The sequence below is a fragment of the uncultured Zoogloea sp. genome (assembly GCF_937894855.1).
GTDB classification, from domain to species: domain Bacteria; phylum Pseudomonadota; class Gammaproteobacteria; order Burkholderiales; family Rhodocyclaceae; genus Zoogloea; species Zoogloea oryzae.
In genome coordinates, this window is sequence record NZ_CALAYQ010000092.1 from 13922 (window position 1) to 26130 (window position 12209).

13 protein-coding genes are annotated in these 12209 nt (G+C 68.8%); 2 read left to right on the forward strand and 11 right to left on the reverse strand.

Annotation, left to right across the window (positions count from 1 at the left end):
• Positions 1-23: 23 nt before the first annotated feature.
• From Q0672_RS11725 to Q0672_RS11765, 9 genes are all read right to left on the reverse strand, one after another.
• Complete coding sequence (locus tag Q0672_RS11725; protein ID WP_298622370.1) at positions 24-1688, reverse strand: AarF/UbiB family protein; 1665 nt, start codon at positions 1686-1688, stop codon at positions 24-26.
• Between the two features lie 98 nt (positions 1689-1786).
• Positions 1787-2554 (reverse strand): phosphonate ABC transporter, permease protein PhnE, encoded by a 768-nt coding sequence (gene phnE, locus Q0672_RS11730; RefSeq protein WP_298622372.1) that lies wholly within the window; start codon positions 2552-2554, stop codon positions 1787-1789.
• Between the two features lie 112 nt (positions 2555-2666).
• Complete coding sequence (locus tag Q0672_RS11735) at positions 2667-3488, reverse strand: ABC transporter permease (protein WP_153162316.1); 822 nt, start codon at positions 3486-3488, stop codon at positions 2667-2669.
• Between the two features lie 121 nt (positions 3489-3609).
• Complete coding sequence (locus Q0672_RS11740) at positions 3610-4416, reverse strand: phosphonate ABC transporter ATP-binding protein (RefSeq protein ID WP_298622375.1); 807 nt, start codon at positions 4414-4416, stop codon at positions 3610-3612.
• Positions 4417-4467: 51 nt separating this feature from the next.
• On the reverse strand, positions 4468-5349 hold the full coding sequence (locus Q0672_RS11745; protein ID WP_153162318.1) for a putative selenate ABC transporter substrate-binding protein: 882 nt from the start codon (positions 5347-5349) through the stop codon (positions 4468-4470).
• Positions 5350-5565: 216 nt separating this feature from the next.
• Positions 5566-6471: an EamA family transporter gene (locus Q0672_RS11750; RefSeq protein WP_298622378.1), complete on the reverse strand. Its 906-nt coding sequence runs from the start codon at positions 6469-6471 to the stop codon at positions 5566-5568.
• A 69-nt stretch (positions 6472-6540) separates the two neighbouring features.
• Positions 6541-7488 (reverse strand): AEC family transporter, encoded by a 948-nt coding sequence (locus Q0672_RS11755; protein ID WP_298622380.1) that lies wholly within the window; start codon positions 7486-7488, stop codon positions 6541-6543.
• Between the two features lie 78 nt (positions 7489-7566).
• Positions 7567-9378: a GspE/PulE family protein gene (locus tag Q0672_RS11760; RefSeq protein WP_298622382.1), complete on the reverse strand. Its 1812-nt coding sequence runs from the start codon at positions 9376-9378 to the stop codon at positions 7567-7569.
• An 87-nt stretch (positions 9379-9465) separates the two neighbouring features.
• Positions 9466-9669, reverse strand: coding sequence for a hypothetical protein (locus tag Q0672_RS11765; RefSeq protein ID WP_298622384.1), 204 nt, complete (start codon positions 9667-9669; stop codon positions 9466-9468).
• 179 nt (positions 9670-9848) lie between these two features.
• Between Q0672_RS11765 and Q0672_RS11770 the strand changes: the two genes are divergently transcribed.
• Positions 9849-10133, forward strand: coding sequence for a helix-hairpin-helix domain-containing protein (locus Q0672_RS11770; RefSeq protein WP_153162323.1), 285 nt, complete (start codon positions 9849-9851; stop codon positions 10131-10133).
• A 124-nt stretch (positions 10134-10257) separates the two neighbouring features.
• A complete protein-coding gene (locus Q0672_RS11775) occupies positions 10258-10512 on the forward strand; it encodes a hypothetical protein (protein WP_298622388.1) in 255 nt (84 codons plus the stop codon).
• A 36-nt stretch (positions 10513-10548) separates the two neighbouring features.
• Here Q0672_RS11775 and Q0672_RS11780 read toward each other — a convergent pair whose 3' ends face one another.
• Positions 10549-11682 carry an alanine--glyoxylate aminotransferase family protein gene (locus Q0672_RS11780; protein ID WP_153162324.1) on the reverse strand — a complete coding sequence of 378 codons (1134 nt, stop codon included), beginning with the start codon at positions 11680-11682 and terminating at the stop codon, positions 10549-10551.
• A gap of 43 nt (positions 11683-11725) precedes the next feature.
• Positions 11726-12199, reverse strand: coding sequence for an SRPBCC family protein (locus Q0672_RS11785; protein ID WP_298622391.1), 474 nt, complete (start codon positions 12197-12199; stop codon positions 11726-11728).
• Between the last annotated feature and the right edge of the window lie 10 nt (positions 12200-12209).

The following is a 12209-nucleotide window of genomic DNA, read 5'->3' on the forward strand; positions in this document are numbered from 1 at the left end:
CAGAAAAACCTTGCCGGGCCGGATCAGCGCCCGCCGCGCCACACCGACACCAGCACCCACAAGCCGCCCAGCATCGCGCCCACAAAGCCCAACAGGCCGATCAGCGACACCGAATCGCTGCGATTGACGGTGAGGGCGATGGACGAGCCGACGATCAGCGCGGCGGTGACGATGCCCATCGTCAGCCGACTGGCGGCCCGGTCGAGCTGGTCGCCGAAGGCCTTCAGGGGCGGCACGTCCACCTCCAGCTTCAGGCTGCCCCGTCGGGCGATGCGCAGCAGGCGGGCCAGATCGTGGGGTAGCCCAGCCAGCAGGTCGGCCACTGACACCAGCCCGCGCCAGCCGCGCCGGGCGATGGCGTCCGGCGCGTGGTGGGCGAGGATCACCTCGCGCAGATAGGGCGCGGCCTCGCCGGCAATGTCGAAATCCGGGTCGAGCTGGCGGCCGAGGCCTTCGAGGGTGATGAAGGCCTTGATCATCAGCGCCAGATCCGGGGGCAGGGCGAGGCCGTGCTCCCGCAGGATGCCCACCACGTCGCCCAGCATGGCGCCGAAATCCAGCTGCCGGAGGGGCACGCCGTGGTACTCATCCACAAAGCGGTCGATGTCGGCGCGCAGGGATACGCTGTCGGCCTCGGCCGCGTCGCTCCAGCCCAGCAGCACCTGGGTGACCAGCCCGCCGTCCCGGTCCACCAGCCCGTGGAGCAGCTCGGCCACCTCGTAGCGCCGGGCCTCGGGCAGCCGCCCGACCATCCCGAAGTCGATGAAGGCGAGGCGGTTGTCGGGCAGGTAGAACACGTTGCCCTGGTGCGGATCGGCGTGGAAGAAGCCGTCCTCCAGCACCATCTTGAGCACCGCGCGGGCGCCCCGCCGGGCCAGCAGGCGGCGGTCGTAGCCTTCGGGCAGCGCGGTCACCGCGCGGCCGGGCACGCCCTCGATGAAATCCTGCACGTTGAGCCGCTCGCCCGACCATTGCCAGTGGATGCGCGGCACGACGATCTCCGGCTGATCCACGAAGCTCGCGGCGATGCGTTCGGCGTTGCGCCCTTCGGCCGAGAAATCCAGCTCCCGGCGCAGGGAATGGGCAAACTGGCGCACCACCTCGCGGGGGCGGTAGCGGCGCAGGTCCGGCGCCTCGGCCTCGACGATCTCGGCCAGCCGGGCCAGCAGCCGCAGGTCGGCCTCGATCACCGGGCGGATCCCGGGCCGGCGCACCTTGAGGGCCACCGGCGTGCCGTCCGCCAGCCGCGCCCGATGCACCTGGGCCAAGCTGGCTGCGGCCAGGGGCGTGGTGTCGAGTTCGGTGAAGATGTTTTCGGGGAGATCGCCCAGGTCTTCAGCGAGCTGGTCGCGGATGGCCTCGAAGGGCACCGCCGGCGCCGCGTCCTGCAGCTTGCCGAACTCGGCGATCCATTCCGGCGGAAAGAGATCGGCGCGGGTGGCGAGAATCTGCCCGAGCTTCACGAAGGTGGGGCCGAGCTCCTCCAGCGCGCGCCGCACCCGGGCGGCCGGTTCGAGCCGGGCGATGTCGTCCTGGCCGCGCAGATGCAGCACCTTGCCGGCCCGCTCCAGCGCCCGCGCCATGCCCAGGCGCTGGACGAGATCACCGAAGCCGTAGCGGATCAGCACCGCAGCGATGTCATGGACGCGCCCGAGATCGCGGGCGGCACCGAGGGCTTCCCACAGCATCAGCGGCGGCTCCGGCGTGAGAGGTCAGAAGGCGGATGGAGGCGACTCATCGCCCAAGGGTAATCCAGATCGAAAGCCCCCGGGAGGGGCATGCGCGATCAGGCCTTGCGGCGCAGCCAGGCGCTGGCGCCATCCACCGCGATGGCCATCGCCAGCATGGCGAGGATCACCGTGCTGGCCTGGGCCTCGTGGAACAGGGACAGGCTGTAGTACAGCAGCCCGCCCAAGCCCCCGGCGCCCACGAAGCCGAGAATCGCTGCCATCCGGATGTTCATCTCCCAGCGGTACAGGCTGTAGGCCAGCCATTGGGGGGCGACCAGCGGCAGCGTGCCGTAGAGGAAGGCCGCGACCGCCGGCGTGCCGCTGCCGGCAAGCGCCTCGGCCGGGGTCGGCGGGGCGTTCTCCAGCGCCTCGGCAAACAGCCGGCCGAGCACGCCGGTGGTGTGCAGCGCCAGCGCCAGAGTGCCCGCAAAAGGCCCGAGGCCCGCCGCCAGCACCATCAGCGTGGCCCACACCAGTTCGGGCACCGAACGCAGCAGATTCAACACGAAACGCGCGACGCGACGCACCGCCCGCCCCTGCCGTCCGGCCGCCGGCATCGCCAGCAGCGCCCCGGCAATGGCCGCCAGCAGCGTGCTGACCAGCGAGATCGCCAGCGTCTCCAGCGCCGCGCCGCCCACCTTGGCGAGGAAATCCGCCGACAGATCCGGCGGGAAGAAGCGCTGCACGAAAGCCACCGCCTCGCCCGCCGCGGCGCCCGTGAACAGCGCGCCCAGCGGCATGTCCAGGTAGGCGAAGCTACCCGCCACCGCCGCCAGCACCAGCACGATCGCGGCGAGGCCGCCGAAGGTGACGCCGGGTTTCATCGCGGCCCCCCGGCGCAAAGTGGATGACCTGTAGGTCGGACTTCAGTCCGACAGCACGCGTTGATCAGGCAGGGGTTTGTCGGACTGAAGTCCGACCTACGGAAGCCCACGCTCATGCCAGCCTCCGCCGCAGCAGCTCGGAGATGGCGTCGGCCGCCACCACCAGCGCCAGAAAGGTGGCCAGGATGGTCGCCGCCTCGCCGCCGTTGAGCATCTTCATGGACTGGTCCATCAGCTGACCAAGCCCGCCGGCGCCCACGAAGCCCATCACCACCGAGGCGCGCACCGCGCACTCCCAGCGATACACGGTGTAGGAGACCAGCTCCTGCCCGGCGTTGGGCAGCAGGCCGTAGCAGAAGGCCGCGAGGCGTCCGCTGCCGGCTTCGAGCAGGGCGCGGGTGGGCTGGTCGTCGGTGGATTCGAGGATCTCGCCATACACCTTGCCGAGCATGCCGCCGTAGGTGATGCCCAGCGCCAGCACGCCGGCCGCCGCGCCCAGGCCGAAGACGCGCACGAAAAGCAGCGCCCACACCAGCTCCGGCACCCCGCGCAGCACCGCCAGCACGGCCCGCACCAGCGCCCGCAGCAACTGGCCGATCCAGCCGCCGCGCCCCGGCCCGAGGCGCGACACCGACAGGCTGCGGGTCATCGCGAGGCCCAGCGGCACCGCCAGCACGAAAGCCACCGCCACGCCGGCGGTAGCCATCGCCAGGGTCTCGATGGTCGCCTTGCCGAGCAGGGCGAGGAAATCTGGTGAAGTCTCCATCGGCAGGAACCCGCCGACGAAATGCCCCATCGCATTGAGGTTGCCGTCGTCGAACAGCGCCGCCGGACGGAAATCGGTGAGCCGCAGGAGCGGCCACAGCAGCACCAGCGCCACGAGCGTCCAGCCCAAGCGGGGCAGGGCGGCAGGATCGCGGACGGAGGCGCTCATCGCCCCTGGCTCCGCCGATCCTGTAGGTCGGACTTCAGTCCGACATCACGCGTCGAGCATGCAGGGAATTGTCGGACTGAAGTCCGACCTACAGCCGGATTCACGAAAAACAGCATCCCGCTCATGAGCAACGCAGCGGCGAAAGGTCGACGATTGCCGAGGCCGGTGCCCCGGCGATCGGCAGCCCGCCCTCGGCGGCGTAGAGCTCGCGCAGCTGGCCCTCGGTCACCTGACTCGCCGGCAGGTCGAACAGCACGCCGCCGTCCTTCACCCCCACCACCCGCGGAAAGTGCCGCAGGGCCAGATCCACCGCGTGGAGGCTTGCCACCAGGGTCACGCCGCGGCGGGTGGCTTCTTCGTTGAGCAGGGCCACGGTGAGTTCGGACAGCGCCGGATCCATCGCCGACACCGGCTCGTCGGCCAGCAGCAGATCGGGCTGCTGGTACAGCACCCGGGCCAGGGCCACCCGCTGGAGCTGGCCGCCGGAGAGGCGGTCGCAGCGCTCGAAGAGCCTGTCGGCCAGATCGAGGCGGGCCAGCTCGTGCCGGGCGCCTTCGGCGTCCGCCGGCAGCACCAGCGAGGCGAGGGATTTCCACAGCGGCCACTGACCCAGCCGGCCGGCCAGCACGGCCGTCACCACCCGCTGGCGGGGCGGGATCGGCGGGGCCTGATGGACGAGGCCGATGCGCGCGCGCAACCGGCGCAACTGCGCCGGCGACGCCGCCCACGGGTCTCCACCCTCCATCCGCAGCCGCCCCCCGCTCGGGCGCAGGGCCGCGGCGAGCACCCGCAGCAGGGTGGTCTTGCCGGCACCGGACGCGCCGATCAGCGCAACCCGCTCGCCGGCCTCGACATGCAGGTCGATCCAGCGCAGGGCCTGATGGCCGTTGGCATGGACGAGGCCCACGCCTTCGAGGGAGAGGTTCATGGTGATCCTTGGGCGGCCCGGCGGGGAAAGCCCCGCGCCGGGCGGCGCGCCTTACTTCAGCAGGCCGGCGGCCTGGGCGGCGCTTTCGATGCCCTTGTAGTTCTCCGCCTTGGTGGGGATGAACTTGCTGGCGCGCTGCAGGGCCATGATTTCCTTGTGGGCCGGGTTGGCCGGGTCGAGCTTCAGGAAGGCCTGCTTGAGCTTTTCCTGGATCTTCGGGTCGAGGTCGCCGCGCACCGTCCAGTTGTAGTCGAAGTAGGGCGGCGTGGTGGCGAAGACGCGGACCTTGCTGGTATCCACCTTCTTCTGCTCGACCAGCTTGTCCCACACCGAGGTGTTGAGCACGCCGGCATCCACCTTGCCGCCTTGCACGAAGGCCACGGTGGCATCGTGGGCGCCGGAGAAGGCCACCGTCTTGAAATCCTTGTCCGGGTTGATGCCTTCCTGGCCCAGGAAGTAGCGCGGCATCAGGTGGCCGGAGGTGGACGAGGGCGCGCCGAAGGCGAAGGTCTTGCCCTTCAGGTCGGCGAAGGTCTTGATGCTGTCGCTGGCGGTGATGAAGCGCGAGGTGAACTTCGCGTCCTCGGCCCGCTGGACCAGCGGCACGGCGGTGCCGCCGGTGCGGATCCTGGCCTGCACGAAGGTGAAACCGCCCAGCCAGGCCATGTCGAGCTTGCGGGTGGCGAGGGCTTCGACCACCGCGGCGTAGTCGGTCACCGGCACGAAGACGACCTTCATCCCGGTTTCCGCTTCGAGATACGCGCCCAGCGGGGCGAACTTGCGCTGCAGCTCGGTGGGCGCCTCGTCGGGGATCGCCGAGACACGCAGGACGTCCTCGGCCTGGGCGGCGAAGGGCACGCCGGCAGCGGCGGCCAGGGCAGAAACGGCAAAGGCACGCAGCAGCGCGCGCCGGGCAAAGGGCACGGAAGTCATCGACAGCTCCTCGAAACGGCATCGCAACACGACGCCAGCCGCCGGGACGGGGGAGAACGGCCCCGGCTTAAGTTTCCGGGGCCGGCACACGGCAGCCCCGCTCATCACGCTTGAAGCGGTACACAGACCGCGGGGCGGACTATAGCGACGGACACCGCCGGAGTGAACAGGCCAGACGCACCCCGACCGAAAACATCGCCCTCCGGGGCGGGCGGTTTAGGCCCTCGCCGCCTGCCGGCTGGCCAGCCAGCCGAACAGGGACAGCAACGCCAGCCCGCCGCCGATCAGCACGATGCCGGCCACCTCGCTGGCCTTGAAGGCCTCGCCCAGCGTGAGGCGCGACGACAGGATCGCCACCACCGGCGTACCCAGCACCGACAGGCTGGCTTCCCACGCCGGCACCCGGTCGAGGATCCACACCCACAGCCACCAGCACAGGGCCACGCTCGCCACCGACAGGAAGCTGAGGATCAGCACGTAGTCCATCGTCCAGCGGGTCGGCTCGCCGGGCAGCACCGCGGCGATGATCGCCAGCGGGATCGAGCCGAAGATCATCTGCCACATGGTGAGCACCAGCAGATCCACAGGACGGGCCTGACGCAGCCGCTTGATGAGGATGGTACCCACGGCCCAGCACAGGGCCGCGCCGAGCCCCAGCGCCTTGCTGAGCAGGCTGGTGTGCATGTTCCAGGGCTCGATGATCAGCATCAGCCCGCCCAGGGTGCTGGCGGCCGCCAGCCACTGCTTGCCGCGCACCCGCTCGCCGAGCAGCGGCCAGCCCAGGAGCAGCGTCCAGATCGGCATCGTGAAGATCAGCACCGCGGTCTTGCCCGGGCCGCCTTCCACCAGCGCCGATGTCTGCAGCAGCGTGAAGCCGGCCACCTGCACCAGCCCGATCAGCACCGTCGCCCCCGGCGCCGCCAGCCGCATCGACTTGCCCGACAGGCGCACCGCGAGGATCAGCGCCAGGGTGCCGCCCACGCAGCGCTGGGCCGCCACCGCAAAGGGGGAGGCGTAAGTCAGCGCCTGCTTGATGAGCACCCAGGTGTAGCCCCAGGTACAGGACAGCACGATCAGCGCGATCGCCGGCAGGAAACGGCTCAACGGGGAATACGAGGGCATCGGCGACTCACGGAAAGGCAAAGCGGAAAGACCGCCTGCAGCAGGCGGAGTTCGCGGCGGCGGGCCGAATCACGGAGGCGTCGCGCCCATCAGGGCCAGCGCCAGCGGCGTCGTCACCGACGACAGGGCGGTGGACAGGATCAGGCTGCCCGCCACCGGGCCCTCGATCAGCTTGAACTGGCGGGCCATCAGATACACGTTGGCGCCCACCGCCAGGGACGCCAGCATCACCACCACCTGGGTCTCCATGGTTGGCAGACCGAGCGCCCGGGCCAGCAGCCAGACGATGGCCGGCTGCACCACCAGCTTGAGCACGGTAATCCCGGTGCTGATCCGCCAGCCTTCACGCACGCCGTATTCGGCCAGCCCCATCCCCAGCACGATCATCGCCATCGGCGCGGCGGCCTGGCCGATCATCGCCAGCGGCCGGTCGATCAGATCGGGCACCGCCAGCCCCGACACACCGAACAGGCTGCCCGACAGGATGCTCGCCACGATGGGGTTGGTGAGCACGCCGCGCAGGGTCTTCGCAAAGCCCTTCACCGAGAAGCTGCCGTGGCGCGCCCATTCGATGTTGATCGTCACCAGCGTCCACAGGATCAGCGAGTTGAACACCAGCACCAGCGCCACCGAGGGCATCGCCGCATCGCCCAGCGCCACCTTGGCGAGCGGGATCCCCAGGAACACGTTGTTCGAGAACACCCCGCCCATCGCGAAGATCGACTGGGCCTGGCCATTGAGGCCAAACAGCTTCCAGCTCACCACCCGACCGATGGCAAAGACGATCGCGCAGCTCCCGAAGAAGGCAATCAGCAGGCGCGCATCCACCGGCGGCAGGCGCGACAGGTCGCTCATCATGTGGAACAACATCGCCGGCATCGCCACCGAGAACACGAAGCGCGAGAGGTTCTCGGACATCGCCTTCGGCCAACCGGAGAAGCGCATCAGCCCGTAGCCGATGAAGACCAGCGCGAAGAAGGGCGCGGCCAGGTTGAGCTGGTGGAGAAAGCCGGACATCGGAGGGGCGGGCGCAGATCGAAACCGTCGAGCCTAACCGAAATTGCTGCGCCGCGGCAGTTGCGGTTTGCCCGGGGATCAGTGCCCCTCGTCGTCGGCCGGCGGGGCCACCTTGACCACTTCCTCCAGCGTGGTGATGCCCGCCGCCACCTTGGCCGCGCCGGACAGACGCAGCGGGCGCATGCCCTCGCGGATGGCCAGCTCCCGCACCCGCGCCAGATCGAGATCGGCCGACACCACCTTGCGGATCTCCGGCGACATCAGCAGGATTTCGTACAGCCCGATGCGCCCCATGAAGCCGGTCATCCGGCATTCCATGCAGCCCACCGCCCGGTGGATGCGCGGCGGCCGGGCGACCTTCCAGGGCGCCACCAGGTGATCCCAGATCGCCTCCTCCTCGGGCGTCGGCGGGTGGGCGGCCTTGCAGTGGGGGCACAGCACCCGCACCAGCCGCTGGGCCATGATGCCCAGCAGGGTGGCGTTGAGCAGGTAGGCCGGCGCGCCCAGGTCGAGCATCCGGGTGATCGCCGACGGGGCGTCGTTGGTGTGCAGCGTCGAGAGCACCAGATGCCCGGTGAGCGCCGCCTGGATCGCCATCTCGGCGGTCTGCAGGTCGCGGATCTCGCCGACCATGATGATGTCCGGGTCCTGCCGCATGAGCGCCCGCACGCCCTCGGCAAACCCCAGGTCGATGGCCTGATGCACCTGCATCTGGTTGAAGGCCGGCTCCACCATCTCGATCGGGTCTTCGATGGTGCAGACATTCACCTCCGGCGTGGCGAGCTGCTTGAGGGTCGAGTACAGCGTGGTGGTCTTGCCCGAGCCGGTGGGGCCGGTGACCAGGATGATCCCGTTGGGCCGGCCGGAGATCGACTTCCAGCGCGCCTCGTCCTGCTCCGAAAAGCCCAGCTCGACCATGTTGCGAACCAGCACCTCAGGATCGAAGATGCGCATCACCAGCTTCTCGCCGAAGGCCGTGGGCAGCGTGGCGAGGCGCAGCTCGACCTCCTTGCCGCTCGCCACCCGGGTCTTCACGCGGCCGTCCTGGGGACGGCGCTTCTCCACCACGTCCATCCGGCCGAGGATCTTGATCCGGCTGGTCATCGCCACCAGCACCGGCATCGGCATCTGATAGACCTGATGCAGCACCCCGTCGATGCGGAAGCGCACCACGCCCATGTCGCGCCGGGGCTCGATGTGGATGTCGCTGGCGCGCTGCTCGAAGGCGTACTGCCACAGCCAGTCGACGATGTTGATGATGTGGCGGTCGTTGGCGTCGTACTGGCGGTTGTTCGCCTGGCCGATCTCCACCAGCTGCTCGAAGCTCGACAGGCTGCTGCCGCCCCCGTGGCCGCCGCTGCTCTGCACGGCGTTCTTCACCGAGCGGGCCAGGTTGTAGAACTCGACCAGATAGCGCGCCACGTCGGCCGGGTTGGCCACCACCCGGCGGATCTCCTTCTTCAGGATGCCGGCGACTTCCTTCTCCCATTCCCGCAGAAAGGGCTGGGTCGTCGCCACCACCACCTCCCGCAGGCCAACCTGCACCGGCAGCACGCCAAAGCGCGTCGCGTAAGCCGACGACATCACCGCCGTCACCGCCGCGAAGTCTATCTTGAGGGGGTCGATGCGGTAGTAATCGAGCTTGACCCGCCCGGCCAGCCACTCGGTCAGTTCCTCCGCGCCCAGCGGGCGGTGGGGCGGCAGCTTCGACGGCCATTTCTGGCGACCCACCAGCAGCAGCGGGTGGATGTCCTCCGGCTTGCGCGCCTGGGATGCCAGCAGCGCCTCGGCGTCCATCTGCGCAACAAGCCCGTCGCCCACCAGCATGTCGAGCACTTCGACAAGGGTCAGGCGGTGTTCACGGGCGGTCTGGGCGGTGGCGGCGTGCATCGGCGGAGGACGATCGGGATTCAGGGCGAAAGATAACCCCGAACCCGCCTCCGCCGGCGGAAATTTGCCCAGCTTTACGCCAGCGGCTTACCAGCGCCGGCCGTAGTCTCCGCCCCGGTCACGATCCCAGCCGTGGCGCGGGCCACCGTGACCGCGGTAGGGCGGCACCACCACCACCGGTGGCTCCACGTAGCGCGGATGGCGATGGCCGTAGTAGCCCGGGGCCGGCGGCGCAACGATGCAGCCGCCAAGGGAAGCGGCGAGGAGAACAGTGGCGATCAGGCGTTTCATGGAGCGCTCCAGCGAGGATGTCCCCCTTCAACGCGCGAACCTGCCATCGGTTATGGCGAAAACAGTCTCCAAATGTTGCCGGACGTGCAGGCGACAACGAAATCAGTCATGAAAATTCCGCTTGCATTTAGTGTTATTTCTTACAGTAAAATACAAAGCTCATTTAACCGGAGAGCATCATGAAAAACATCCTGTCCCGCCTTGTGTGCGCCCTTGGTCTCGGCCTTGCCGGCATCAACCTCGCCTTCGCGGCGGTCAACATCAACACCGCCACCCCGGCCGACCTCGACGGCGTGAAGGGCATCGGCCCGTCCAAGGCCCAGGCCATCGTCGATTACCGCAGCAAGCACGGCCCGTTCAAGAGCCTGGACGACCTGAAGAACGTGAAGGGCTTTGGCGAAAAGAGCATCGCCAAGCTGAAGGGCGAACTGAGCGTGGCTGGCGGCGAAGGCGCCAAGAAGTAAGGCCTTCCGCCCCCGATGACGGTGGCTGCCGGCATGGCACCACCGTCACCTCCCGGTAACCACCCCGAACCCGCTCCGGACGGCGCAGAATGGCCGCTGGCCTGCCTTTTTTCCGGAGAAAACCATGCCAACCAGACCACAAGATCCGCAATCCGGCCGCGGATCCACGTTCCGCATCGTGGTGTCCCTCACCGCCTCCTTGCTGCTGTGCGCCTGCGGCCTTGGCGATGTCGGCAGCAGCGCCGCCACCGCCGCGAAGCTCAAGGCCCAGGAGGCCGAACAGGCCAAGGCCGCCCAGGTCCAGATCACCAACCAGCTCGACGCTGCCCAGCAACAGGCCGAGGAGCGCCGGAAAGAAATCGAGGCAGCCACCCGCTAGGGCCGGCTGCCTCTCTGGCACATCCGGAGGCTGGAATCAGCCGCGGATCACCGTCTCCAGCGCCGCCAGGCACAGGGCGATGTTGGATGCGCGGCTCGAGTGGCCCATCAGGCCGATGCGCCACACCTTGCCGGCCAGGGCGCCGAGGCCGGCACCGATCTCCAGCCCGAATTCGTTCAGCAGACGGGCCCGACAGGCGGCCTCATCCACGCCCTGCGGCACCCACACCGTGTTGAGCTGCGGCAGACGCGCGTCTTCCCGCACCACGAAATCCAGCCCCAGCTTCTGCAGACCCGCCGCCAGACGCAGGTGATTGTCGCGATGGCGCTGCCAGGCGGCCTCGAGGCCTTCCTCGGCGAGGATCACCAGGGATTCGTGCAGGCCGTACAGCGGATTGACCGGCGCGGTGTGGTGGTAGGTGCGCTTGGCGCCGCTCCAGTAGCCCAGCACCAGGCCCAGATCCTGGAACCAGCTCGGGCAGGGCGTCGTGCGGGCGCGGATGCGAGCCACCGCGGCTTCCGAAAAACTCACCGGCGACAGGCCTGGCGTGCACGACAGGCACTTCTGGCTGCCCGAATAGGCCGCGTCGATGCCCCACTCGTCCAGCAGCACCGGCACGCCACCCAGGGACGTGACGCAGTCCATGATCGTCAGCGCGTCGTGGCGACGGGCGATGGCCGCCAGGGTTGCGGCATCCGACAGGGCGCCGGTGGACGTCTCGGCATGCACGAAGGCAAACAGACGCGCGTCCGGATTGGCCTTGAAGGCGTCCTCGACCTTGGCCGGATCCACCGGCGAGCCCCACGCATCCTCGACGATCACCGGCGTGCCGCCCAGGCGTCGCACGTTCTCGACCATCCGACCGCCGAACACGCCGTTCACGCACACGATGACCTTGTCACCCGGGGTTACCAGATTGACGAAACAGGTCTCCATGCCCAGCGAACCCGGCCCGGAAACCGGGAAAGTCAGGTCGTTGCGGGTCTGGAAGGCATAGCGCAGCAGCGTCTTCACCTCGTCCATCATGCCGACGAAGCTCGGATCCAGATGGCCGACGGTGGGTCGGGCAAGGGCGGAAAGCACCCGCGGCGGCACGTCGGAAGGCCCGGGGCCCATCAGGGTGCGCACCGGCGGCTGGAAGGATTGGATCGCGGGTCGTTCGATAGTCATGGGATCTCCTGCTGTTCTTGTCTTTTCGTGATCTGGCGGGCGCCTACTGGGGCCGGCCGTTGGCGGCGATCATCCGGATGATGCGAACGGTGTCCACATCCGATTCCCGGTAGGCGGACTTGACGAACTCCGACACCTGCAGGAATTCGCCCGGCGCCATGCCCTCGGGCAGCGTGGTTTCGTAGGTGAAACGCAGGAACAGCCGCCCGGGCTCGGGCTGACCGAGGCTGATCGTCAGCCTGCCGCCGGCGTGTTCGGCGTTGGCAGCCGATTCGAAGCACACCCAGTCGTGCAGCGCGAAGGTCACCGTGTCGCGGATGCGGACCTGGCCGAAATACAGTTCCCGTTCGACCCGGTCGGCGCTGCGGGACAGGATCACACAGCGTTCCAGTCCGGGCAGGAAGACCGTGGGTTCGTCGACCCGGTACATCAGGCCGTCCCACACCTGTTCGCGGCTGAGGGGTTCGATGAGCGGATTGAGAGGGTCGTTGATCTCGATGAGGTGTTCGAAACGCAAGGCTCGCTCC